Here is a 24212-nt window from a genome sequence, read left to right on the forward strand (position 1 = left end):
GTCTCAAGATGAGTGCCGACGAAAAAAGAATTCGCGATTTTGCTTACCAAATCTGGGAGTCCGAGGGTAAGCCCTCCGGACACGACGAGCGTCACTGGGAGATGGCGCGCAAGCTTGCAGAAGCAGAAGCCCTGGCACCTGACAAGTCCAGCGTGCGCAAGTCGAGCAAGCCCAAGCTGCCTGAAGTAGACAGCGCCAAGGCGCCTGCCAAGGGCGCGGCCAAGCCTGTGGCGAAGTCAGCACCAGCAGCAAAGCCAGCGGCCAAGCCCGCAGCTGAAGCCAAGCCAAAGCCAGCGGCCAAGGCGGCTCCCAAGCCTGCTCCCAAAGCCAAGCCGGCTACCGCTGCGCCAACTGATGCCCCAGCCAAGCCTGCTGCCAAGAAGCCACGCAAACCGTCGAATTCTTGAAACTCTTCTGGCCGGGCGCCAGTCCATTGTTGCAGGTCGCACTCTGATCGGAGATGAGGCCTGCTACACCCCCATACTTTATCGTCAATATTGAAGCCTTCGTGGCTTCGATAGCGGCCTTGGCCGCTCAGAAAATCATTCGACGTCAGGAAGTCATCATGAATACGAAGTCCACTACAACGGCAGAAGATAATTCAGCCCCGCAAGACAATCCAGGCAGCACCCCGTCTCGCATTCGTGAAGGACTTCCCTTTCCTCTCGGCGCCAGCTGGGACGGCCTGGGTGTCAACTTTGCCCTGTTTTCGGCCAACGCCACCAAAGTAGAGTTGTGTCTGTTTGACTCGACCGGTGAAATCGAACTGGAACGCATCGAACTTCCGGAATACACCGATGAGACGTATCACGGCTACCTGCCCGATGCGCACCCGGGCCTGATCTATGGCTATCGCGTCTACGGCCCTTATGACCCTAAAAACGGTCATCGCTTCAACCACAACAAACTGTTGATCGACCCGTATGCCAAGCAACTGGTCGGCGAATTGAAGTGGTCTGAAGCATTGTTCGGTTACACCATTGGTCATCCTGACGGCGACCTGAGCTTCGATGAACGTGACAGCGCGCCCTTTGTACCGAAGAGCAAGGTGATCGACGAGGCTTACACCTGGGGCCGCGATCAGCGCATCGGTACGCCTTGGGACAAGACCATTTTCTATGAAACCCACGTGCGCGGCATCACCATGCGCCACCCGGAAGTTGCCGAAGAGCTGCGCGGCACGTTTGCCGGTCTGGGATCAGCCCCCGTTGTCGACCACATCCGCAAGCTGGGTGTGACCTCCGTCGAGCTGCTGCCGATACACGCCTTCGTCAACGATCAGCATCTGCTGCAAAAAGGAATGACCAACTACTGGGGCTACAACAGTATTGCGTTCTTTGCGCCAGACCCGCGTTATCTGGCGAGTGGCAAGATTGCCGAGTTCAAGGAAATGGTTGCGCACCTGCATCATGCCGAGCTGGAGGTCATTCTTGATGTGGTCTACAACCACACGGCCGAAGGCAACGAGCTTGGCCCTACCCTGTCCATGCGCGGTATCGACAACGCCTCCTATTACAGGCTGATGCCGGACGACAAGCGTTATTACATCAATGACTCAGGCACCGGCAACACCCTCGACCTGAGCCACCCGTGCGTACTGCAGATGGTCACTGACTCCCTGCGTTACTGGGCTTCGGAAATGCATGTCGACGGGTTCCGCTTCGACCTGGCAACCATTCTGGGTCGCTACCACGATGGTTTCGACGAACGTCACAGCTTCCTGGTCGCCTGCCGTCAGGACCCGGTGCTGCGTCAGGTCAAACTGGTCGCCGAGCCTTGGGACTGTGGCCCAGGTGGCTATCAGGTCGGCGGTTTCCCGCCAGGCTGGATGGAGTGGAACGACAAGTTTCGTGACACCGTACGTGCCTTCTGGAAAGGCGACGAAGGCCAATTGGCAGACTTCGCGGCACGCATGACCGCCTCCGGCAACATGTTCAACCAGCGCGGTCGGCGTCCACAGGCGTCGGTGAACTTCATCACCGCGCACGATGGTTTCACGCTGCACGACCTGGTGTCGTACAACGACAAGCACAACGAAGCCAACGACGAAAACAACCAGGACGGCAGCAACAACAACCTGTCCTGGAACCACGGCGTCGAAGGCCCGACCGAAGACGCGGAAATCAACACCCTGCGTCTGCGTCAAATGCGTAACTTCTTCGCTACTTTGCTGCTGGCGCAAGGTACGCCGATGATCGTCGCCGGTGACGAGTTCGCCCGTACCCAGCACGGCAATAACAATGCCTACTGTCAGGACAGCGAAATTGGCTGGATCAACTGGGATCTGGACGAGGACGGCGCAGCATTGCTCAAGTTCGTGACCCGCGTGATCAAGCTGCGTCAGACCTACCCGATTCTGCGCCGCAGTCGCTTCCTGGTGGGCGATTACAACGAAGAAATCGGCGTCAAGGACGTAACCTGGCTCGCTCCGGATGGCAACGAGATGAGTGTCGAGCAATGGCACGATGCCAATGGCCGTTGCCTGGGCATGTTGATGGATGGCCGTGCACAGGAAACCGGTATCCGTCGTCCAGGTGCCGACGCTACGCTGCTGCTGGTCGTCAACGCGCACCACGACGGGGTCAACTTCACCCTGCCGGAAGTGCCTGAAGGCACCCATTATGAGTGCCTGATCGACACCAATCAGGATGATGCACGCAGCAAGGAGCACTTTGCGTTCGGTTCGCAATATACCGTCACGCCGCGCTCGCTGCTGCTGTTCGAACTGAAGCGCGAAGACCAGCAATGATTGATGCCTTGAGTGAGTTTCTCGACTGGCGCAAGCACGGTTATGCCGATACGCGTGCGCTGGGCGAGTGCTTGCAGGCATTGGTCAACGAAGGTCTTGATCAGCTCCCCCTGCCTGCCAGCGGTCAGACACTTGAGCGCTGGCGGGCGCTGGCCTGCATTGCAGGCCATGACCTGGGGTTGTGCAAGTTGTACGAGGGGCATACCGACGCCTTGGCGATCATGGCGGAACTGGGTGCCCCGCCCCCCGAACAATTCAGCACCTGGGGCATGTGGGCGGCAGAGCCGCCGCAGGCACGGGTGAATATCAGCGGCACTGGCGATTCACTTCGTCTGAATGGCCGAAAAGCGTGGTGTTCCGGTGCTACTGCCTTGAGCCATGCATTGATCACCACATGGGATGAAGAACATCGCCAGCAACTGGTGGCGGTGCAACTCGACCAGCCCGGCGTGCATATGACCAGTGATGGCTGGCGCGCAGTTGGCATGGGCGCCACCGGCAGCGTCGAAGTCGTGTTCGAGCACGCTACCGGGCAAGCGATTGGAGCGCCGGGCGGCTACCTGGAACGGCCTGGCTTCTGGCAAGGCGGCATCGGCATCGCGGCGTGTTGGTATGGTGCCTCCCGGGCGATCGCCCAACGCTTGCTGGCACAGGTCGGCAAACACGAAGAGCCACACGCTCTTGCGCACCTGGGTGCTGTAGATGTCGCGTTGCACGCCGCAATCGATGTACTGCGTGCCGCCGCTGCGCATCTGGATCAGGCCCCGGCTGAAAATGCCGAGGTGCTCGCCAGACGCTGTCGTGCCTACGTGGAGCACGCTGCGGAACTGGTCATTCAGCACGTGGGCCGCGCGGTAGGTGCGGGTCCTTACTGCAAGGACCCGCACTTCGCTCGACTGATCACCGACCTGCCGGTTTTTCTGCGCCAGAGTCATGCCGAGCAAGACCTTGCTGCACTGGGTCAATTGACGGGTAAACGGCTGCCAGCTTTACGCACGTGGTCACTATGAGAGCGTATCTATCATGAGCAAAGGCTTTCTAGTCAGCGACGACGAGTCTGGCCAGGGCACGCCTCTGGCTGCCTGGAACGCCTCCGGCAAACTGCGCAGCGTACCTGCGATTACTGCAGACCTGCTGGTGCCGAACAATTGCAGGGCGGTCATCATCGCCCCGCATCCGGACGATGAAGTACTGGCATGCGGCGGTTTGATGAGCCAGTTGGCGCAGCTGGAACGCAATCTGTTGTTGATCTCGGTCACTGACGGCACTGCCAGCCATCCGGGCTCCACGCTCTGGCCTGTCGAGCGACTTTCTGCAATCCGGCCCCAGGAAAGCGCCGAAGCCTTGAATCGTCTCGATATTCCCCTCGAGCGTCTTGAGTGGCTGCGCTGCGGCTTGCAGGATGGGACTGTGGCCGAATCCGAAGATCAGCTGACAGAGTTTCTTGAACGTCATCTGGGCCCTGCCGACGTGGTGTTCGCCACCTGGGCAGAAGATGGTCATGGCGACCACGAAGCCGTTGGCCGCGCCAGTGCAAGAGCCTGTGCGTCTACCGGAGCGCAGCTTTGCGAAGTACCGATCTGGGCCTGGCACTGGGCTGACCCTGAAGATGAGCGTCTGCCATGGGACCGCGCACGCAAGTTGCTGCTGGACCCGGCGACCCTTGCTCGTAAACGTAATGCCGCTCAGGCGTTCGTCAGCCAATTGCAGGGTGACCCGGCCATCGGTCTTGCGCCCGTTCTGCCAGCCGTTGTTCTGGAAAGACTGCTGCAACCGTTTGAACTGGTGTTTGTATGAGCGTCGAAGACGGCTATTTCGATGAGCTGTTTCGCAACAACGATGACCCGTGGGCGTTCAAGCAACGCTGGTATGAGCGGCGCAAGCGTGCGCTGACACTGGCCGCGCTGCCCCGTGAACACTATCGCTCGGTATTCGAGCCTGGCTGTGCCAATGGCGAACTCAGTGCCGACCTTGCCGGGCGCTGTGACGCACTGGTGTGCTGCGACACGTCAAACCTGGCGGTAGAACTGGCACGCAAGCGTCTGGCAGGCCTGCCCCATGTGCGCGTGCTGCAGGCCCGTTTGCCACAGCAGTGGCCGCAGGGACAATTTGATCTGATCGTCTTCAGCGAGCTGGGTTACTACCTAGACGTCGATGACCTGCACCGCCTGATCGACTGCATTCTATCCTCGCTTTCACCCGATGGTCAGTTGCTCGCCTGTCACTGGCGCCCTGATATCGAGGGCTGCCCGCTGAACGCACAGGCTGTACACGACATCATTGCCGAACGCTTGGCCATGCACCGTCTTTTCAGTCATCACGAACAGGATTTCCTGCTGGACCTGTGGAGTCGTGATGGAACCTCCGTAGCAGAACAGGAATTCTCCGATGATCGGCATTCTGATCCCGGTGCACAATGAAGAGCAGCTACTCGATTTGTGCCTCGAAACGATAAAGCAAGCGGCTGAACACCCGGATCTCAAGGGTGAGCGAGTAGAGGTGCTGGTGGTTCTCGACAGTTGCACCGACAGCTCGGCAGACATCGCGCGAGCGCACGGGGTGATGGTCCTTGAGGTCTCGGCCCGCAACGTCGGACAGGCACGCGCCGAAGGAGCAGCTTTTCTCCTCGACCGAGGTGCGCGCTGGCTGGCCTGCACCGATGGCGACAGCACCGTGGCGAATGACTGGCTTGCCGAGCAACTGGCACTGGATGCCGATGCGGTATGCGGGACCGTCATGCCCGGCGATTGGAACAAGGATATCTCTGCGGCTGCGCAGGCGGCTTACCTCAAGCATTACCAGCACCGGGACGGCCATCGGCACATTCATGGTGCCAACCTGGGTGTCAGCTCAATTGCCTATATCAGTGCAGGCGGGTTTCCGGCACTGGCCTGCCACGAAGACGTGCATCTGGTTCGCCAGCTGGAGCTGATCGGCGCGCGGATCGCCTGGAGCTGCCGCCCGCGGGTCACGACCAGTACCCGCCTGGACTCAAAAGCCAGAGGCGGGTTTGGCGACTTTCTGAGTTCGCTGAACGCCTGAAAAGCGCTTATTCGTGATGCGCTGTCTGCATACCTGAATGGTCAGAGTCGGCAGAATTGAGCGCCGTGCTGAAGAAGCGCACAGCTTCTGCGCTCAGGTTGCGGTGAATGTCTTCGCGGTCCACTCCGTCAGGGTCGTTGCACAGTAACGGTGCGCTCGAACGCTGTTCGTCACTGCACGGTGCCATAAAGACAAAGTGCCCTGCCCCCGCCAACAACTTATAATCCGGTGCCTGCGGCAGTTTGCGCGCCAGCGCTTCGGCGTTGCGGTCGATGGCCAGCAACTGGTCGTCATCCCCGGCATACATCAGCACCGGTACATGCACATCGCCCAGCGTGTGACGGCCGAACATCAGGCTCAACGGGGCCATCAACATCAGCGCACCGACCCTGGGGTCAGCCTGGGCATGCAGGTCATCGCGGTCAGCGACCAGCTCCCCTTGAGTCTTGCAGGCGTCACGGTCTGTGGGGCGTTCGAGGCAATACTGGCGCAGGCGCTGTAGATCAGGCTGCGCGCCCGCAAGAATAAGCGCAGTTTCGCCACCCGCCGAATAGCCGATCACGCCCACCTGACGAGCATTGAGATAAGGGGCCAGCATAGGGTCGAGCAAGGCCGTGCTGATCGCTTCAGAGATCTGCAGCGGGCGACCATACAGGTTACTCAGGCTGCCCAACCGACTGTGATCACGATCATTGTCGCCAGGATGAACCACAGCAACCACCACAAACCCCTGGCGCGCCAATGATGTGGCCAGGTCATGCAACGCCAGCGGTGTACCGGTATTGCCATGAGACAGCAGCAGCAACGGGAACCGGCCCATTGCAATCGGCGCATTTTCGCCGGCCTCGACGCGATAGCCGTGCAGGGTGCTCCACTGCTCACTGGCGGTCGACGGGTAAAAAGCGATGGCCTGCACCGGCTGTGAATCCAGCGGGTCGGGGAAACTCAGCTCGTGATAGCCCGCGCTCCAGGCGTCATCGGCCTGAGCGTGAACCGCAATCAGGCTGTCGAGCAAGCAAACCAGCATCACTGCACAAAGACGTACCATCGAAAGGCCCAACCTTTGCAAATCCGGAGGCTCGCCCGGATAGTCCATTCAGCGCTTGTGTCGAGCATCGTGCTCCAGCGCGCCGCTCTCACCCAGATGAGAGTGTGTAAAACAGAAATAGTGCACAAGCCGGGCCATAAACCGCCCGCTCTTTTCAGCAATCGTGAAAAACACCACAAACCGCAAACACAGTGCCGCGAAGATGCAGTTTAGTCCTTGAATAGCCCGCTTACCTGTAAGGAAGCTGTCAAGGTTGAGTACGCTCAAAACTGCGTGCATTTATGCGGCGCACAAAAAAACTCCACAACCCGGCGCACGTTGCTCGCGCAAGTTGTGGAGTCTTGTTCAGACCATCACCGACTCAGGCGGCGAACAGCTCGCTCTCGATATGTTGCTGCGCGGCTGTCATGGCGTTGGCACGCGGCTCTTCACCATAGGCCAGGCCGTGCGCACGAACAAATTGCAGGTCGGTGATACCGATGAAGGCGAACAGCGCCTTGAGCAGTTCTTCGTGGCCAGCGCCGGTTGGCTGCCCGACGTGCAGGCCACCGGAAGTGGAAACGATAATAACCTTCTTGCCGCCACACAGGCCTTCAGGGCCGGTTTCGGAATAACGGAACGTGCGGCCGGCAACCATGATCCGGTCAAACCAGGCTTTTAACTGGGACGGGATAGTGAAGTTGTACATCGGCGCACCGATCACCAGCACGTCGGCGGCAAGAAACTGCTGCAAGGTGGCTTCATTAGTGTCGACTTCCTGTTGCTGGGACGCATCTCGGGCTTCTACAGGGGTACCCGCTGCGGCAAGACTGGCAGCAGAGAAATGCCCGAGGGCTTCGCTGGCGAGGTCGCGGTAGGTTACCTGGCTGTCGGCATGCGAGCGCTGATAGGCCTGAACGACCTCATGGGTCAACTGACGCGAAGCGGAATGATCGCCGAGGATGCTGGAATCGAGGTGCAATAAATTCATAACGTAGCTCCTTAAAGAAAATCGCCACTTAGCGATGAAGTGGCGAGCATCCTATCCTTGATCGCAATAGATGATTAGTGGTCTTGAATGCGACTGTTCGTTCTATGAAGAGAACAATAAAGCGAGTCGGGACTAAGGCTTAGCTCTTTGAACGAGGTTTCGAACACATCCAGCAGCCCTCTGACCGCGGGAAGCAGCCCACGGCGTGAAGCAAACACGGCGTGCACGATGCCGCACTTTGGCCGATGCTGACTGAACAGTTCCACCAGACGTCCGTCCTGCAAGGCTTCCCGGACAATCAGTTCCGGCAGTTGCGCCACCCCAACCCCTTGCAGGGCGGCCTGCAGCATCATGTCCAGATCCGAGCTGATCAGCCTCGGCGTGTGGCGAATTTCAGCATAGTGGCCGGAAGTAGTTTCCAGCAGCCAGCGATGCTCATGGCTTGCAGACGGCGTGTCGAGGCTGGGCAGTGATGATAGCGCCTCGAGTGTCGATGTTGCGGACAGCCTGGCAGCCAGATCCGGGCGTGCGACCAGACGTTGAGCGCTGTGCCCGAGCAGCTTGACCACCAGCCCGTCGTCTTCCAGCGGCGGGAAGCGCACACGCAACGCAATATCGATGTTCTCCGTCAGCGGGTCGACACGGCGGTTGGTACTTTCGACCTGCACCTGAACCTTCGGGTGATCGGCCGCGAACCGGGCAATGGTCTCGTTGAAGCCCATCGCCGCCAGTGCCGGAGGACAGCTGATCGCCACCCTGCCCTGCGGCTCGGATTTGGAACGCAGAATCGCCTCTTCGGCAGCCTCGGCTTCGACCAGCATTGCCACGCAGTGAGCGTAGTAATCGCGCCCGCTCTCGGTCACGGCGAAAGTGCGCGTCGAGCGGTGAATCAGCCTTACACCCAGGCGCTCTTCCAGCCCGGCAATACGACGGCTGAGCTTGGACTTGGGAATTCCCAGTTTACGGCTTGCGGGCGCAAAGCCGAGGCATTCGACCACCTGAACGAAATAAAACAGATCATTGAGATCAAACACCCGGCCACCTCGCTTTCAGAGCCGCGAGTATGCAGCGCCATGGCAAGCCTCTCAATACCGGGTTTCAGATCCCGCCAGCTCACTCGGCCGTCAGGAATGCCAGCACCGGCACCGTAAATGATTCCCCGGCCTCGACACTGGACAGATGAGCCGCGTGCAATTCGATCATCTGCGAACCTTTAATGCGCTCGACCATGAAGCGCCCGTCCGCCGGGGTGGTTACCGCATCTTCAGTGCCGCAGACGACCAATACCGGCAACTGAATGGAGGCAATCTGCTCACGGAAATCTGCATCACGCACGGCAGCGCAGTTAGCTGCGTATCCCTGTGGCGATGTGCGGGCCAGCATACCGACAACCGTGTCGACCACAGCAGGCTCGGCGTGCGCAAATGAAGGCGTGAACCAGCGCGCAACAGAAGCATCACGCAATGCAACCATGGCTGACTGCCCGTCACGCAGAACGGTTTCGATGCGGGGGTTCCAGATATCAGGGTTGCCGATTCTGGCTGCCGTATTGCACAGCACGACCTTGCGCAGGCGCTGCGGCGCATTGATGGCGAGCCACTGACCGATCAGGCCGCCCATGGACAAGCCACAGAAAAAAGCCGTGTCTATGTGCAGCGCATCCAGCAACGCCAATACGTCGCGACCATTCTGCTCGATGCTGTAACTGCCCTCGCTGACCAGCGATTTGCCATGCCCGCGCGTGTCGTAGCGCAACACCTGAAAATGACGAATGAACGCAGGAATGTGGTTGTCCCACATATGCAGATCAGTGCCCAGCGAGTTGGACAACACCAGCACCGGCGCACCGGCCGGGCCTTCGAGCAGGTAGTTCAGTTCACCATCGGCGAGTTGCACGGCAGACATTCAAGACTCCGGAGAAGGACAAACCTGCACACTAATGAGTGTCGCAGCAGCATACAATCCGCTGATCGAATATCCGTGCGGCTATCGAACAGCTTACCGCTCGACGCCCCATTGAAGGAGCATTCCATGAACAAGACCCGTCACAAAGAAGACATCGCCCGGTTCTGCCTGGACTTGCCAGGCGCCCGAGAGGATTACAAATGGGGCGGTGTGCGCGTATTTTCCGTTGCCGAAAAAAAGATGTTTGCGGTCATGGACCTGGTCGGCCAGGACCTTTCATTCAAGGTCCATCCGGAACTGTTTCTGGGTTACGTGGATCGGCCCGGCATACGGCCTGCGCCTTACCTGGCCCGCGCGCACTGGATCAGCGTGGCAGACCTGCACACACTGAGCGACGATGAAGTGCGTGATCTGCTGACCCGCTCCCACCAGCTTGTAGTCGGCAGGCTACCGAAACGACAGCAGATCGGCTTGAAACTATAAAGGCAACAGCTGTAAAAGCCGCTTGCCCAGAAACAGCCAGTCAAGCCACAGCACCTGATGCGCCAGCACGATCAGCCAGAACACGATCTGGAAAGATACCTTGCGGGTCTTGTGCCGAAACACCTGTTGCGCCAGCAATGCTCCGGGCCAGCCACCGAGCAGCTCGGTGGCATGCAGGACGTTCTCCGGCGTACGCTGACCGCCGTTTCCGGCCTGTCGCTTGTCATGCCTATAGAGCACAAACGCCAGCAGGCTCATGACTATCAAAGCCAGCGCCGGGATCAACGTGACCTGCCTGAACCCCAGCGACGCCGAGCCGTAGACCGGTAGCACACACAGCAGCAGGAACGCCGACACCTTCAGGCGCAATTGCCGGACCGGTGCCCTGCCCCGACCGGCTGGCCGCTGCGGCTCGCGAGCCCGCGTCATGCCTTGGCCGATGCCCAGTCGATCCAGCCAAACTGCCAGGTCGCCAGAATCAGCAGGCCGAAGGCGATGCGATACCAGGCGAACACTGCATAGCTATGAGTTGCGATGAACTTGAGTAGCGCGCGAACTGCGATCATCGCGAAGATGAACGAGGTAATGAAACCGATGGCAAACACCGCGAAGTCGTCCGGGCGAAACATGTCCCGGTATTTGTAGCCCGAATACACGGCTGCACCGACCATGGTCGGCATGGCCAGAAAGAACGAAAATTCGGTCGCTGCCTTGCGTGACAAGCCGAACAGCAGGCCGCCAATGATGGTCGAGCCCGAGCGCGAGGTGCCGGGGATCATCGCCAGGCACTGCACCAGCCCGACTTTCAGCGCATCGCTCCAGGTCATGTCATCGACGGTTTCGGTGCGCACAGTGTGCTCGCGGCGCTCGGCCCAGAGCATGATCACACCACCCAAGACCAGCGCCGTTGCCACGGTAATGGCATTGAACAGGTAATGGTGGATCATGTCGGCAAAGATCACCCCCAACACCACGGCCGGCATGAAGGCGATCAGCAGGTTGAGGGTGAAACGCTGCGCTTGCTGTTGCTTCGGCAAGCCTGTGACAACGTCGAGAATCTTGCGCCGAAACTCCCAGACCACCGCCAGAATCGCACCCAGCTGGATAATGATATTGAAGGCCATGGCGCGCTCGCCGCCAAAATCGATCAGGTCGGCGACGATGATCTGATGCCCTGTACTGGAGATCGGCAAGAACTCCGTCAGCCCTTCTACAACACCCAATATCAACGCCTGAGCAGCGGTCCAAAGATCCATCATTCCCCCATGAAGCGATGCCGCAGGCTCGCTGTTTAATGTTGTCGTATAAAAAATGCTTGCCACTATGCCGTCGCGTGCCTGAACGAAGCTTGAAGAAAGTCGCGCAAATGCAAGGCGCGGAATGCTAGCAGACCTCCGCGCACAAAGCCTGCTGACGTGCAGCCTGACGCAACACAAGCTCCACGCCGCGCGCAGAAGCGCATACAATCGCCGCCCCTGCCCCTCACAACCCTAACCAAGGAGCCGCCATGTCCGGGCTTGAACTCTTCGCTGCCGCCATTGGCGTTATCGCGGTCTGGCTGACAGTGAAGCAGAATCCCTGGTGCTGGCCAATCGGGCTGGTGATGGTGGTGATCTACATCTGGATATTCTTCGACGTGAAGCTGTATTCGGACATGCTGCTGCAGGTCATCTATGCAGGCTTGCAGATCTACGGCTGGCTGCAGTGGACTCGCCATGGCGACGGCCTGCCGGTCAAGGCTGTCACTGTGCTGCCGAGCCATTCAGTGCTTAAAGGGCTGGCTGTCGGCGCAGTCATCAGCCTCGCGCTGGGCGCTGGCATGGCGCATTTCACCGACGCCGCACAGCCATGGCTTGACGCAGCTCTCACGGGCTTAAGCCTGGTGGCACAAGTGTGGATGGCACACAAACGCGTTCAGTGCTGGCCGCTATGGATTGTGCTGGATGTGATTTTTGTCGGCCTGTTCATCTACAAAGAGCTGTACCTGACCGCTGCACTCTATGCGCTGTTTACCCTGCTGGCCGTACAGGGCTGGCGCGAGTGGCGTAACGATCTGGCGCTGGCGCGATGAAAGTCCTGGTCCTGACCGGGCCTGAGTCCAGCGGCAAGAGCTGGCTGTCGGCCGAAATACAGGATCGGTTCGGCGGCGTGCTGGTCGGCGAATACGTACGTCATTTCATCGATCAACAGGGGCGCGATACCCACTACGCCGACATCCCGGCCATTGCTCGCGGCCAGCTGGACTGGGAGGATACTGCCCGCGCCAGCGAGCCGCACTTGCTGATACTCGACACACACTTGCTGAGCAATGTGCTCTGGAGCCGAACCCTGTTCGGCGACTGTCCGGCGTGGATCGAACAGCAACTGCTGAGCCGCTCCTACGACCTGCACCTGCTGCTTTCACCTGAGGGCGTGGACTGGATCAGCGACGGGCAACGCTGCCAGCCGCAGTTATGCGAACGCCAGGCCTTCTTCGACAGCAGCCGGGAATGGCTGGACCACCATCGGCAGGCCTATAAAGTGCTGGGCGGTGACTGGCCGCAGCGCCGCGAGCAGGCGATGACGGCTGTCGCGCAGTTGCTGGGAGCTCAGCGAATCTGATGCTTGTGTAACAGCCGATAGAAGGTCGGTCGCGATATGCCCAGAACTCTGGCCGCCACACTCAGATTGTCACTGTGGCGGGTCAATACGTCGCACAATGCCTGACGCTCGGCACGCGATTTATATTCCTCCAGCGTGCCCATGCTGCCAGCACTGTCTTCTTCGCCCAGCAAGCCCAGGTTTGCCGCTTCTATCTGCCGGCCTTCGGCCAGCACCAGCCCGCGCCGTACCCGACCGGCCAGCTCTCGCACATTGCCCGGCCAGTCGTGCTTGCCCAACGCCACCAGCGCATCCTGACTGAAACTGCGTGCTCGCCTGCCGCTGTCCTGACTGTACAAATGGGCGAAATGGTTGGCCAGCAACGCCAGATCGCCATGACGCTCGCGCAACGGCGCCACCCCGACCTGCAGCACGTTGAGCTGGTAATACAGGTCTTCACGAAAGCGCTTTTTCCGCACAGCCGTTTCAAGATCCTCACGGGTCGCGGCCAGCACCCGCACATCCACTGCAATCGACTCACCGCCGCCCAGGCGCTCGATTTGCCGGTCTTCCAGAAAGCGCAACAGCGACGCCTGGGTTTCCAGCGGCAGATCACCGACCTCGTCAAGCAGCAGCGTGCCGCCGTCAGCAGCTTCAAGCAGCCCGATCCTGTGCGCCTGAGCACCATCAAACGCATCATCCTCATGACCGAACAGCTCGGCCTGGATCGAATGCCCGGTGAACGCACCGCAATCCACGACGACAAAGGGCTTGCCGCGTCGCTGAGACTGTACATGCAGGCTGCGTGCGATCAGCTCTTTGCCCGTACCTCGCTCGCCCCGAATCAATACCGGTGAATCGATAGGTGCCAGCCGGCTCAACAACTTGCGCAGCTCACGAATGGGCCGACTGTCGCCCAGCAGCTCGGGCTCGGCCTCGGAAAGCGCCAGCCCGCCTTGCGCTTCGGGGCGGCCAGCCGCGAACGCTTTGTCCAGCGTGCCATGCAACCGCGCTGCATCGAAAGGAAGGGCGTGAAAATCGAAAAACCACTGGCAAACGAAATCGCCTATTTTTTCGCGTTGCAGATCGTTGGCTGACAGCACTGCAACCCAGCGCATGTTGCTATGGGCGACAAGCTCTTGAAGCCTGGGCAATTGTTCGAAATGACCGGACGTCAGGCGAATCAGGCCCACGTCATGATCGGGATTGAAGGTAGAACCTGAGGTGCTTTCCTGCACCGTCCATCCGGCATCACTCAAAGCAGGGATCAGAGGATGACAGTCGTCACCGCCGTCGATGATTAGCAGACGTCGCGTTGGGGCCGATCCATGCATGAAGTTTCCTTGGTGCCCGACGTGGAGTGGGATTTTTAAAAGCTTTTCATAAACAGCATGTTGGCGAGCCCAACTATCACCCTAGCAACTTTTTGACGCAGCGTTGTACCGTTTGGGTCTAACGCTCATAACCCTCTGTCACTAACGCCGTCGCTGCTGAAGGATGTTTATTTGCAAGGTCACGCGGGCGACCCTTGAAAAAAATTCGCATATTTTTCGTTGAAGGGTGTGACTCATGCCCCCTTGTCGTTCATCAACACAAGTAACCAGCCGGACGGTCAGCCCGCCGCCGTGACTGAATTGATATGGGCACTTGAGGAAAAAACCATGAACGTCCCACTGCGCTTCAACGATGCACTTCTGATCGCTGGACACGCTTTTGAACCCTTCCAGTGTGTTGCCTGGGCACCACAGGATGGTAACGGCGAACTGAGCCTGACGGTGATCGACCGCACCAGCAACCGTATCGGTCGCAAGCAGATCCCGAGCAGCACCTATTCAGACAAGCGGCAACTGGCCAGCGCTCTGGAACAGGCGCGTGAAGAAATCAGCAACGAAGGCTACGACCTTGAGCCTTGGACCATGCCAGCCTGACGCAGGTTTGAGCGTTGCCCGTGCACTGCAACTGACTGTCGTGCCAATGCTTCAGCGCATTGGCACGCAGTTTCAGAACTGCCAGACCTGATAGCTCAAACCGGTTTCAGCTCATCAATGTGCTGATAATCAGCCCCCAGGCTGGACGCCAGTTCCCGCGCCCTGCCCAAGCGGATCGGGCCTTTCTCGATATCGATCAACACACTCGCGCAATTGAATGCAGGCAGGACGGGTAACTGCTTGATCCTGCCATCGGTCAGCACCAGAACCCGCTGCTGCTCGGCCGGATAGCGTTTTTGCCGCTTTGCCAGCCATTCACCGGCCTGCTGGAGCGCTGCAGACAGTGGCGTGCCGCCGCCCGCACCCAGTGCATCCAGCCATGGACTCAATGCCGAGGACGCTTTCAGGCCCTGATGTTGCCAGCGTGGCGTGTCACCGCTGGCGGTCAGCAAGGCAAGACGCGCGCGGCGTCGATACGCATCGTCGAACAATTGCGACAACAGCCCCTTCGCCTGGCTCAACGCCTGATGGCGTCGTGTAGAAGCTGAAGCATCGACAATCACCAGCAATAACTCACTGGGACGGCTGCTGCGCGGCTGGCGAATCAGGTCCTTGCGGCTTTTCGGCCGACCGCGCAACAGTGTGGACAACCATTGCACCGGGCCATCAGCACCGGCACGCATGGCCCCTTGTCTGCCAGTGGCCAGTCGACCAGGACGGGGAACGGCATCCGCCCCCTGCGCGATACGAGGGCGGATGCCTAAGGCTTTTTTGGCCAGCTCGGCACTTCGCGGCGTGCGCCGGTAGTGACGGCCTGGGCGGGCAGCTCGCCCCAGTTGCCCTGCCCGCTTTCAGGGTCGGCCTGCCTGCTGGACGATCCGGGCGGCGGCGCTTCCGGGTTTTGTGGTGGCGGGGCCGGCTCGCGCCGCCGATGACGCAAGGCAAACTCGGCGACCGCTTCGATGTCCTGTTCTTCAATTCGACCGGCACCACGCCATGCAGCATGGGCGCGCGCGGCGCGCAGCCAGACCAGATCGGCGCGCATACCGTCGACACCTGCAGCAAAGCATCGCTCGGTGATCATTGCCAATGAATGGTCATCCAGCTCGATACCTGCCAGCAGCTGACGCGCCTGCTCACAACGAAGCTTCAAGGCGTCCTGCTGCGCTTGCCATTGCTGGCAAAACATTACCGGATCGCTGTCGAAATCCAGACGGCGACGGATGATCTGACTGCGCTCGGCAGGCTGGGTCTGGCCACTCAATGCGACGTTCAAGCCAAAGCGATCCAGCAACTGCGGGCGCAATTCGCCTTCTTCCGGGTTCATGGTGCCTATCAGTACGAAGCGCGCTGCATGGCGATGGGAAATACCATCCCGCTCGACCATATTGACGCCGCTGGCAGCAACGTCCAGCAACAGGTCGACCAGATGGTCGGCGAGCAGATTGACCTCATCGACATACAGCACACCGCCGTCGGCCTTGGCGAGTACACCCGGGGAAAATTGTGCACGACCCTCGGCCAGCGCGGCGTCCAGATCCAGCGTGCCGACCAGACGCTCTTCAGTAGCACCCAGCGGCAAGGTGACGAACTGACCACTGGCCAGCACATCGGCCAACCCCCGCGCCAGCGTCGACTTGGCCATGCCCCGAGGCCCTTCGATCAATACGCCGCCGATGCGCGGGTCAATGGCGGTCAGGCACAACGCCAGCTTCAGGTCATCGGCACCGACCACAGCGGCCAGCGGAAAATGTGGAGTTTCGGTGATGTTCGGGTCAGGCAAGGTCATCAGTTCTCTTCTATGTCCAGGAGCAGGTCTTCCAGCGCCTGCTGATACTCGCCCGGCTCCTGCCAGAGGCCGCGCTGCTGGGCTTCGAGCATGCGCTCGGTCATGTCGCGCAAGGCATCGGGATTGTGCTCGGCGAGGAAATCGCGCGTGGCCGGGTCAAGCAGATAGGCGTCGGCCAGCAGCGCGTACTGGTGATCATCGATCAGCTCGGTCGTCGCATCGAAGGCGAACAGGAAATCCACCGTGGCGGCCATCTCGAACGCGCCTTTGTAGCCATGACGTCTGGCCCCGTCGATCCATTTCGGATTCGCTGCGCGCGAGCGTATCACCCGGTTCAGCTCTTCCTTCAGGGTGCGGATTTTCGGCAGGTCCGGCTGGCTGTGATCGCCATGGTAACTGGCGGTCTTCTGCCCGCTGAGGGTTTCCGAAGCCGCCAGCATGCCGCCTTGAAACTGGTAATAATCGTTTGAATCAAGCAGGTCGTGTTCGCGATTGTCCTGATTCTGCAGCACGGCCTGTACCTGAGACAGACGCTGGGCAAAGCGCTTACGCGCAGGCGTACCTTCATCGGCAGCGCCATAGGCGTAGCCGCCCCAGTTCAGGTAAACCTCGGCAAGGTCCTCACGGCTCTGCCACAGACGGCCGTCGATCGCGCCCTGCACGCCAGCGCCATAGGCACCGGGCTTGGCACCGAAGATCCGCCAGCCCGCCTGACGTGCCGCTTCGTCTTCGGTCAACCCTTCTGCGATAAAACCTTGGCGTTCTTCTCGCACCCTGGCCGCCAGCGGGTTCAGGTCGTCCGGCTCGTCCAGCGCGGCAACTGCCTGCACCGCAGCGTCGAACAGCTTGATAAGGTTGGCGAAGGCATCACGGAAAAAGCCGGACACCCGCAATGTCACGTCCACTCGCGGACGGTCCAGCAGGCTGACCGGCAGAATCTCGAAATCATCGACCCGCTGGCTGCCCGTCGCCCAGACCGGGCGTACGCCCATCAGCGCCATCGCCTGAGCGATATCGTCACCACCGGTGCGCATGGTCGCCGTGCCCCAGACTGACAGCCCCAACTGACGCAGGTGGTCGCCATGGTCCTGAAGATGCCTTTCCAGCAACAGGCTGGCGGACTGGAAACCGATACGCCACGCTGTGGTGGTCGGCAGATTGCGGACATCTACGGTAAAGAAGTTGCGCCCCGTGGGCAGCACATCCAGACGCCCCCGACTCGGCGCGCCGCTGGGGCTTGCCGGAACGAAGCGGCCGCTCAGTGCATCTAGCATGCCCTGCATTTCGCCGGGGCCGCAGGCGTCCAGACGCGGCGCGACCACTTCACGCAGGCTGTCGAGGATCAGTGCCAGATCATCGTCGACCGGCAGGTCATGAAGCGCTTCGCCTTGGGTCACGCGTTCGATGAGGGCAGCGGCGTAAAGCTCAAGCCGTTCACGCGCATCACCGGCAGTGCGCCACGGGTCACTGCTGACCGCCAGCAACGCAGCGGGACGCGCGCCGGTCCAGGGCTCGGCCAGTTCGCAATCCAGCGGGTCAAAATCCAGACCGAACGCTTTGCTCAACGCCCGTAACAGACTCGACTGCGCGCCGCGCCCGTCGCCGCGCGGGATGCGCAGCAGGGCCAGCAAGGTGTCGGTGCGCAGGCGGCCTTGCGGCGACTGACCGAAGATGTGCAGGCCATCGCGAATCTGCGACTCTTTCAGGTCACACAGGTAAGTGTCCAGACGCGGCAGCCACAGCGCCGCGGCGTCGCTGTCGAGGTTCTCGCCCAGAGCCAGCTCGCGATCTATATGGGTTTCACGGACCAGTTCGAGAATATCCCGTTGCAGCTCGCGCGCGCGGCGCGGATCCAGCAGTTGCGCCTCATAGAACTCGTCGGCGAGCAGTTCCAGATTGCGCAGCGGGCCATAGGTTTCCGCACGGGTCAGGGGCGGCATCAAGTGATCGATGATCACCGCCTGAGTGCGCCGTTTGGCCTGTGCGCCCTCGCCCGGATCATTGACGATAAATGGATAGATGTTCGGCATCGCGCCCAGTACGGCGTCCGGCCAGCAGGTTCGGGACAGGCCGACGCCCTTGCCCGGCAGCCACTCAAGGTTGCCGTGTTTGCCGACATGCACCACGGCATGAGCGCCGTACGCCTTGCGCAGCCAGAAGTAAAACGCCAGATAACCGTGGGGCGGAACCAGATCCGGGTCGTGGTACACCGAGCTGGGGTCGACCTGATAGCCACGCGCAGGCTGAATGCCAACGAAGGTCAGGCCAAAGCGCAGCCCGGCAATCATCATTCTGCCACTGCGAAACATCGGATCGCTGTCCGGCGCGCCCCAGCGGGCATTCACGGCATCACGGTTTTCCTGCGGCAGCTCGTTGAACGCCGCCAGGTATTCCTCCAGTGCCATGCTTTGCTGGCAGGGCCGCAGGTCAATGCTGTCCAGATCATTGGTCACGCCACCCAGCAATTGCTGGATAAGCTCGGTGCCGCTGTCCGGCAACTGTGCCAGCGGATAACCCTCGGCCTGCATGGCGCGCAGGATGTTCAGCGCCGCAGCAGGCGTGTCGAGCCCCACACCATTGCCGATGCGCCCGTCGCGGGTCGGATAGTTGGCCAGGATCAACGCCACACGCTTGTCGCCGTTGGGCAGCCGCGCCAGTTCGATCCAGCGCCGCGCCAGTTGCGCGACAAAATCCATCCTGTCCGGCTGGGCGCGGTAACACACCACGTCCGACTGGCTGCGCTCGCTACGCCAGGCCAGGTCCTTGAAACTGATCGGTCGACTGATGATCCGCCCGTCCAGCTCCGGCAAGGCAATGTGCATCGCCAGATCGCGCGCACCAAGGCCCTGTTCGCTGGCCTGCCAGGCAGGTTCGTTGTCCTGCGCGCAGATCGCCTGAATGACCGGCACGTTGCGCCGAAACGGGCGCAGATGCGGCGCTTCCGGGCTCGACTGGGCAAAGCCTGTGGTGTTGAGGATCAGCTCGGTTTCGGCCTCGTCCAGCCAGTTCTCCACCTGAGTGAAACAGCCGGGCTCCTTGAGGCTGGCCACGGCTATGGGTAGCGGGTTGATGCCGTGCGCCTGCAAGCGCGCACAGAACTCGTCGATAAAACCGGTATTGGCGGCCTGCAAGTGCGAGCGGTAGAACAGCAGCGCCACGACGGGCTGTCCTGCAACCCAGTCGGCTTGCCAATCGGTGAGCTGCGCACTTGCCAGTCGAGGGTGGTAAATGGCTGTGCGTGGCAACGGTTGGGGCTCGGTCCAGGAATAGTCCCGGTCCAGCCAGCGGCTGGCCATGCAACTATACATTTCCAGCGCATTCTGCAAGCCGCCCTGACGCAGAAACTGCCAGAGCCGGTCGCGTTCTGCGGCAGGCACCGTGCTCAGGTCGCTCAGCTCAGGATCGGGACGATCATCACCTGGCACCAGAATGACCTGAACCCCGCGTGCCGCCAGCTCCATCAGCCGCTCGACGCCGTAACGCCAGTAACCGATGCCACCGTGCAGGGAAATCAGAATGACCTTTGCGTGGCGCAGCACCTCATCGACGTACAAGTCGACAGAGGCGTGATTCTGTACCTGCATGGGGTTGGCCAGACGCAGGCTCGGGTAGTCGTCAGGAAGCTGGCGTGCAGCTTCGGCCAGCAGCGCCAGGCTGGAGTCTCCGCTACAGAGAATCACCAGCTCGGCCGGGGTCTGGCCCAGATCGGCAATGCTGTCGTCGGGTACGAAACCGCCGGGCTGGGTTCTCAGTAAATGCATGGGGTCAGCCGACAACTGCAGCGTTGAGCTGCGCTTGCAGGGCCACGGCATCCAGCTCCTGACCAATCAGCACCAGATGCGTGGCACGCTCTTCGTCGGCGCGCCAGGCGCGGTCGAAGTGCTTGGCGAAACGCGTACCCACACCCTGGATCAGCAGGCGCATCGGCTTGCCGGGAATGGCCGCGAAGCCCTTCACGCGCAGAATGCCGTGCTGCACGACCAGTTGATTCAGTGCGTCGAGCAACAACTTTTCATCGGCCTGAGGCAATTTCAGGGAAATCGAATCGAAAGCATCGTGATCGTGGTCATCATGATCGTCATTGTCGTGATGATCATGGTGGGTCTTGCGACCATCGATGTGCAGCTCGGACTCGGCGCCAACACCCAGCAGTACGCTGATCGGCAGACGACCGCTGCTGGCTTCAATCACCTTGACGGCTGGCGGCAGTTCTTCGGCAACTTCGGCACGCACCGCTGCCAGACCTTCGGCGTCGATCATGTCGGCCTTGTTGAGGATCACCAGATCGGCGCTGGCCAGTTGATCAGCGAACAGCTCGTGCAGAGGCGACTCATGGTCCAGATTCGGGTCGAGTTTGCGCTGCGCATCGACCTGATCGGGGAACGCAGCAAACGTACCGGCCAATACCGCAGGGCTGTCGACGACAGTGATCACCGCATCGACCGTGCAGGCGTTGCGAATTTCCGGCCACTGAAAAGCCTGAACCAGCGGCTTGGGCAATGCCAGCCCCGAGGTTTCGATCAGGATGTGGTCCAGATCGCCACGGCGAGCGACCAGCTCGCGCATGACCGGGAAGAACTCTTCCTGCACCGTGCAGCACAGGCAGCCGTTGGCCAGCTCATATACCCGGCCGTTGGCCTCTTCTTCGGTGCAACCGATGGTGCACTGCTTAAGGATTTCTCCGTCGATGCCCAGTTCACCGAATTCATTGACGATGACCGCGATGCGCCGCCCTTCGGCGTTATCGAGCATGTGCCGCAGCAGGGTGGTTTTGCCCGAGCCGAGGAAGCCGGTGACGATGGTGACGGGAAGCTTGGCCAGTGTTTTCATCAGGTGCCCTTTGGCAATGCGGCGGGCAAACAGGACGAGAACCGCATGCCTGGCACACGGATCGGATCGCCACCGGATCACCCCGCCCGGTTGTAGTGAGAATTCGCAGGCCTTTTGGTCAGCCCGGTTCGAGGCAGGTCTCCTGGCTCACGGCGGCATGTGGCAGGCAATCAAGACCGTGCCGACACGCATTCATCGCGCCTTCCCGCCGTAGCAGTGGCTGTGCAATGAACCTCACCGTTTACAGTTGCGGGGGCAGCTGCGGCGTGTACCGCATTCCCGTCTTAGCTCCATGTGTAACGCTTTACGCATGGAGAACCTCGAACCGGCAAGGCTACGCAGTGACCGCAGACAGGTCAATCGTTCAGATTGACGATTCCCCGCCGCCCATGCTCTCCTGTACGCCTTGTTTCGGGTGCCCCTCACGGGGTGAAACGGGAAACCGGTGCGCTCACGCTGTCGAGCAAGTCCGGTGCTGCCCCGCAACGGTAAGCGAGAGAAGGTCTTATCCACTGTGCCACGGCATGGGAAGGTGACCTTGCAGGCCTTGAACGCGCGACGTTTGAGCCCCTCGCGAGCCCGGAGACCGGCCCGACATCGTTGAATGACAAACCCGCGGTGGGCGGGCGCAGTTGAAACCTTCGGCGTCTGCCGGCAGGTTCCTTTGCGCGTGGCCCGCTTGCCAATCACCAAGAGGGATCGCCATGTCGACCATCAGCAGCAGCCACGCCGCCACTACCAGCTCCACACGCACTCAACGCCTGACAGCCGCCATCAGCGCTGCGCTGCTGGGTGCATGTCTGGTGTACTTCGCCGGTTTCTCGCACATCGCGGCCGTACACAACGCCGCACACGATACACGTCACAGCGCTGCCTTTCCTTGCCATTAAGGACTCCACAATGTTCAAGCGAATCGCACAAACTGCCGGGTTCACGGGCCTGCTTGCGGCCCTGCTGCTGACCGTGCTGCAAAGCTTCTGGGTGGTGCCACTGATCCAGCAGGCCGAAACTTACGAAAACGCATCTGCCGAACAGGTCCATGAGCATGCTGACGGCGCGACTGCCGAACACAGTCATGCGCATGAAGAAGCTGCCTGGGAACCTGAAAACGGCTGGCAGCGCGTGCTGTCCACCACGGGCGGCAACCTGGTGGTCGCAGTAGGCTTCGCCCTGATGCTTGCCGGGCTTTACACCCTGCGTGCGCCGGGCCGCACGGTGCAAGGCGTATGGTGGGGGCTGGCCGGTTTCGCGGTTTTTGTGCTGGCACCCACGCTTGGCCTGCCACCTGAATTGCCCGGCACAGCTGCCGCCGAACTGAGTCAGCGTCAGGCCTGGTGGATAGGTACGGCCGCATCGACTGCCGCCGGGCTGGCCTTGCTGGTATTTGGTCAGAACTGGCTGCTAAAAGTGCTGGGCGTGGCGATTCTGGTCGTTCCTCACGTGATCGGCGCACCACAGCCGCTGGTCCATCAGAGCATGGCACCCAAAGCTCTGGAATCGCAATTCATGATCGCCTCGCTATTGACCAACGCGTTGTTCTGGGTCGCGATGGGGCTGATCAGTGCCTGGCTGTTCCGCAGAAACGATGCCGACCTGCATCAGGCCTGATTCACCGACCGTTCAGCCCGGCGCGTCACTGGTGGCCGGGCTGGGTTGTCGGCGCGGTTGCTCCGCAGCGACGTTGCGCGAGCTGATCGAGAACAGCCTTCGCGTGATCGACCTGGAGATTGCCAGCGTCACTGCGCTGGCATGTATCGACCTGAAAGACCAGGAACCGGGCCTGCTTGAACTGGCCGCGCAACTGGCAGTGCCGCTGGTGTTCTTCAACGCAGCGCAATTGGTTGCGTGGGAGCTGCACCTCACCCATCGTTCTGCGCAGGTCTTCCAGACCACGGGCTGTCACGGTGTCGCCGAAGGTTCGGCACTGGCGCTGGCCGCGCAACTGGGAGACGGCACCGCCACCCTGCTGATCGAACGGCAAAAAAGCGCCAACGCCACATTTGCCTTGGCAATCAGCCCTGCACACAGCGGATAATCTCCCCGCGCTCATCCACTCCGGAGAATTCATTGACTGTCTATTTCATCGGTGCCGGCCCTGGCGATCCCGAGCTGATCACCGTCAAGGGGCAACGCCTGATTCGCACATGCCCAGTCATTATCTATGCAGGCTCACTGATGCCGCTCGCCGTGCTGGAGGGCCATCAGGCCGTGCAGGTGACCAACAGCGCCGAGCTGCATCTGGAGCAGATCATTGAGCTGATAAAGACCGCGCATGCGCAGGGCCAGGACGTTGCTCGTGTGCATTCCGGCGACCCGAGCCTGTATGGCGCCATCGGCGAGCAGATCCGCCATCTGCGGGAACTGGGTATTCCATTCGAAATCATTCCCGGCGTCACCGCGACCGCTGCCTGCGCTGCGCTGCTGGGCGTCGAGCTGACCCTGCCGGATGTGTCGCAAAGCGTGATTCTGACTCGCTATGCCGACAAGACCTCAATGCCCAGCGGCGAGGAGCTGGCCAGTCTGGCCAGTCACCGGGCAACCATGGCGATTCATCTGGGTGTAAACAACCTGCAGCGGATTGTCGACGAGCTTGTTCCACATTACGGAGCCGATTGCCCGATTGCCGTGGTGCACCGCGCCAGTTGGCCGGATCAGGACTGGGCAGTTGGCACACTGGCGGACATTCACGACAAAGTGCAGGCCAAAGGCTTTCGTCGCACTGCATTGATTCTGGTCGGACGTGTGCTTGCCGACGACACGTTCAGCGACTCCTCGCTGTACCGCGCCGGGCATGCACACCTGTTCAGACCGAGCTGATATTGGCGAAGGCGGTACTCCCGGCGCTGAACACAGCGGATCACCCCCGGTCGCTGCGACCAGTCGATGCG

The 24212-nt window shown here is 60.7% G+C and carries 25 protein-coding genes and 2 riboswitches; of the genes, 14 read left to right on the top strand and 11 right to left on the bottom strand.

The window, feature by feature from the left end; genetic code table 11:
- Nucleotides 1–8: 8 nt before the first annotated feature.
- From AC4ANK_RS15780 to AC4ANK_RS15805, 6 genes are all read left to right on the top strand, one after another.
- Entirely contained in the window at nt 9–407 is a 399-nt protein-coding gene (locus AC4ANK_RS15780) for a DUF2934 domain-containing protein (protein ID WP_002553277.1), read from the top strand.
- 158 nt (nt 408–565) lie between these two features.
- Nucleotides 566–2749, top strand: coding sequence for a glycogen debranching protein GlgX (gene glgX / locus AC4ANK_RS15785; protein WP_057425333.1), 2184 nt, complete (start codon nt 566–568; stop codon nt 2747–2749).
- Nucleotides 2746–3759 carry an acyl-CoA dehydrogenase family protein gene (locus AC4ANK_RS15790; protein ID WP_002553276.1) on the top strand — a complete coding sequence of 338 codons (1014 nt, stop codon included), beginning with the start codon at nt 2746–2748 and terminating at the stop codon, nt 3757–3759. The genes glgX and AC4ANK_RS15790 overlap by 4 nt, the downstream gene beginning before the upstream one ends.
- A gap of 13 nt (nt 3760–3772) precedes the next feature.
- Complete coding sequence (locus tag AC4ANK_RS15795) at nt 3773–4546, top strand: PIG-L deacetylase family protein (RefSeq protein ID WP_002553275.1); 774 nt, start codon at nt 3773–3775, stop codon at nt 4544–4546.
- Complete coding sequence (locus AC4ANK_RS15800) at nt 4543–5169, top strand: SAM-dependent methyltransferase (RefSeq protein WP_002553274.1); 627 nt, start codon at nt 4543–4545, stop codon at nt 5167–5169. Before AC4ANK_RS15795 ends, AC4ANK_RS15800 begins: the two co-directional genes overlap by 4 nt.
- Nucleotides 5138–5791 carry a glycosyltransferase family 2 protein gene (locus AC4ANK_RS15805; protein ID WP_002553273.1) on the top strand — a complete coding sequence of 218 codons (654 nt, stop codon included), beginning with the start codon at nt 5138–5140 and terminating at the stop codon, nt 5789–5791. Before AC4ANK_RS15800 ends, AC4ANK_RS15805 begins: the two co-directional genes overlap by 32 nt.
- Before the next feature lie 7 nt (nt 5792–5798).
- On the opposite strand, the gene AC4ANK_RS15810 is transcribed toward AC4ANK_RS15805, so the two are convergent.
- The 4 genes from AC4ANK_RS15810 to pcaD all read right to left on the bottom strand — a co-directional run bounded on the left by AC4ANK_RS15810 (nt 5799) and on the right by pcaD (nt 9714).
- Nucleotides 5799–6839, bottom strand: a complete 1041-nt coding sequence (locus AC4ANK_RS15810; protein ID WP_010203452.1) for an alpha/beta hydrolase family protein — start codon at nt 6837–6839, stop codon at nt 5799–5801.
- Between the two features lie 361 nt (nt 6840–7200).
- Nucleotides 7201–7809, bottom strand: coding sequence for an FMN-dependent NADH-azoreductase (locus AC4ANK_RS15815; protein WP_002553271.1), 609 nt, complete (start codon nt 7807–7809; stop codon nt 7201–7203).
- A gap of 74 nt (nt 7810–7883) precedes the next feature.
- Nucleotides 7884–8843: a LysR substrate-binding domain-containing protein gene (locus AC4ANK_RS15820; RefSeq protein ID WP_002553270.1), complete on the bottom strand. Its 960-nt coding sequence runs from the start codon at nt 8841–8843 to the stop codon at nt 7884–7886.
- 79 nt (nt 8844–8922) lie between these two features.
- On the bottom strand, nt 8923–9714 hold the full coding sequence (pcaD, locus tag AC4ANK_RS15825) for a 3-oxoadipate enol-lactonase (RefSeq protein WP_002553269.1): 792 nt from the start codon (nt 9712–9714) through the stop codon (nt 8923–8925).
- A gap of 126 nt (nt 9715–9840) precedes the next feature.
- Here pcaD and AC4ANK_RS15830 point away from each other — a divergent pair, with 126 nt between their 5' ends.
- Nucleotides 9841–10197: an MmcQ/YjbR family DNA-binding protein gene (locus AC4ANK_RS15830; protein WP_002553268.1), complete on the top strand. Its 357-nt coding sequence runs from the start codon at nt 9841–9843 to the stop codon at nt 10195–10197.
- Here AC4ANK_RS15830 and AC4ANK_RS15835 read toward each other — a convergent pair.
- Nucleotides 10192–10626, bottom strand: a complete 435-nt coding sequence (locus AC4ANK_RS15835) for a DUF1294 domain-containing protein (protein WP_002553267.1) — start codon at nt 10624–10626, stop codon at nt 10192–10194. The two genes, AC4ANK_RS15830 and AC4ANK_RS15835, sit on opposite strands and share 6 nt — an antisense overlap.
- Complete coding sequence (locus tag AC4ANK_RS15840; protein ID WP_002553266.1) at nt 10623–11453, bottom strand: undecaprenyl-diphosphate phosphatase; 831 nt, start codon at nt 11451–11453, stop codon at nt 10623–10625. Before AC4ANK_RS15840 ends, AC4ANK_RS15835 begins: the two co-directional genes overlap by 4 nt.
- Before the next feature lie 251 nt (nt 11454–11704).
- Here AC4ANK_RS15840 and pnuC point away from each other — a divergent pair, with 251 nt between their 5' ends.
- Entirely contained in the window at nt 11705–12268 is a 564-nt protein-coding gene (gene pnuC / locus AC4ANK_RS15845; RefSeq protein WP_002553265.1) for a nicotinamide riboside transporter PnuC, read from the top strand.
- Nucleotides 12265–12798 (top strand): AAA family ATPase, encoded by a 534-nt coding sequence (locus tag AC4ANK_RS15850; RefSeq protein ID WP_002553264.1) that lies wholly within the window; start codon nt 12265–12267, stop codon nt 12796–12798. Before pnuC ends, AC4ANK_RS15850 begins: the two co-directional genes overlap by 4 nt.
- On the opposite strand, the gene AC4ANK_RS15855 is transcribed toward AC4ANK_RS15850, so the two are convergent.
- Entirely contained in the window at nt 12786–14111 is a 1326-nt protein-coding gene (locus AC4ANK_RS15855; protein ID WP_002553263.1) for a sigma-54 dependent transcriptional regulator, read from the bottom strand. The genes AC4ANK_RS15850 and AC4ANK_RS15855 overlap by 13 nt on opposite strands.
- Before the next feature lie 327 nt (nt 14112–14438).
- On the opposite strand from AC4ANK_RS15855, the gene AC4ANK_RS15860 reads away from it, so the two are divergent.
- The gene (locus tag AC4ANK_RS15860; protein ID WP_002553262.1) at nt 14439–14705 is read left to right on the top strand and encodes a hypothetical protein; all 267 of its coding nucleotides are present in this window, start codon (nt 14439–14441) and stop codon (nt 14703–14705) included.
- A 95-nt stretch (nt 14706–14800) separates the two neighbouring features.
- Here the strand turns inward: AC4ANK_RS15860 and AC4ANK_RS15865 are convergent, their stop codons facing one another.
- The 4 genes from AC4ANK_RS15865 to cobW form a co-directional block, all read right to left on the bottom strand.
- Complete coding sequence (locus AC4ANK_RS15865) at nt 14801–15388, bottom strand: vWA domain-containing protein (protein WP_002553261.1); 588 nt, start codon at nt 15386–15388, stop codon at nt 14801–14803.
- A 77-nt stretch (nt 15389–15465) separates the two neighbouring features.
- Nucleotides 15466–16494, bottom strand: coding sequence for a magnesium chelatase ATPase subunit I (locus tag AC4ANK_RS15870; protein ID WP_031594740.1), 1029 nt, complete (start codon nt 16492–16494; stop codon nt 15466–15468).
- The gene (cobN, locus tag AC4ANK_RS15875; protein ID WP_460385016.1) at nt 16494–20255 is read right to left on the bottom strand and encodes a cobaltochelatase subunit CobN; all 3762 of its coding nucleotides are present in this window, start codon (nt 20253–20255) and stop codon (nt 16494–16496) included. The genes AC4ANK_RS15870 and cobN overlap by 1 nt, the downstream gene beginning before the upstream one ends.
- Before the next feature lie 4 nt (nt 20256–20259).
- The gene (gene cobW / locus AC4ANK_RS15880; RefSeq protein ID WP_002553259.1) at nt 20260–21324 is read right to left on the bottom strand and encodes a cobalamin biosynthesis protein CobW; all 1065 of its coding nucleotides are present in this window, start codon (nt 21322–21324) and stop codon (nt 20260–20262) included.
- Nucleotides 21325–21439: 115 nt separating this feature from the next.
- Nucleotides 21440–21662, bottom strand: a riboswitch (cobalamin riboswitch).
- Nucleotides 21663–21720: 58 nt separating this feature from the next.
- Nucleotides 21721–21933: riboswitch (cobalamin riboswitch) on the top strand.
- A gap of 95 nt (nt 21934–22028) precedes the next feature.
- On the opposite strand from cobW, the gene AC4ANK_RS15885 reads away from it, so the two are divergent.
- From AC4ANK_RS15885 to cobM, 4 genes are read left to right on the top strand one after another with little or no spacing between them, the layout of a single operon-like run.
- On the top strand, nt 22029–22214 hold the full coding sequence (locus AC4ANK_RS15885) for a CbtB domain-containing protein (protein ID WP_002553258.1): 186 nt from the start codon (nt 22029–22031) through the stop codon (nt 22212–22214).
- 10 nt (nt 22215–22224) lie between these two features.
- Nucleotides 22225–22932, top strand: coding sequence for a CbtA family protein (locus AC4ANK_RS15890; protein ID WP_002553257.1), 708 nt, complete (start codon nt 22225–22227; stop codon nt 22930–22932).
- A complete protein-coding gene (locus tag AC4ANK_RS15895) occupies nt 22910–23359 on the top strand; it encodes a cobalamin biosynthesis protein (protein WP_005731779.1) in 450 nt (149 codons plus the stop codon). Before AC4ANK_RS15890 ends, AC4ANK_RS15895 begins: the two co-directional genes overlap by 23 nt.
- A gap of 32 nt (nt 23360–23391) precedes the next feature.
- The gene (gene cobM, locus AC4ANK_RS15900; protein WP_002553255.1) at nt 23392–24141 is read left to right on the top strand and encodes a precorrin-4 C(11)-methyltransferase; all 750 of its coding nucleotides are present in this window, start codon (nt 23392–23394) and stop codon (nt 24139–24141) included.
- The last annotated feature ends 71 nt before the right edge of the window (nt 24142–24212 follow it).

Source organism: Pseudomonas sp. Pmew2 (assembly GCF_058129885.1).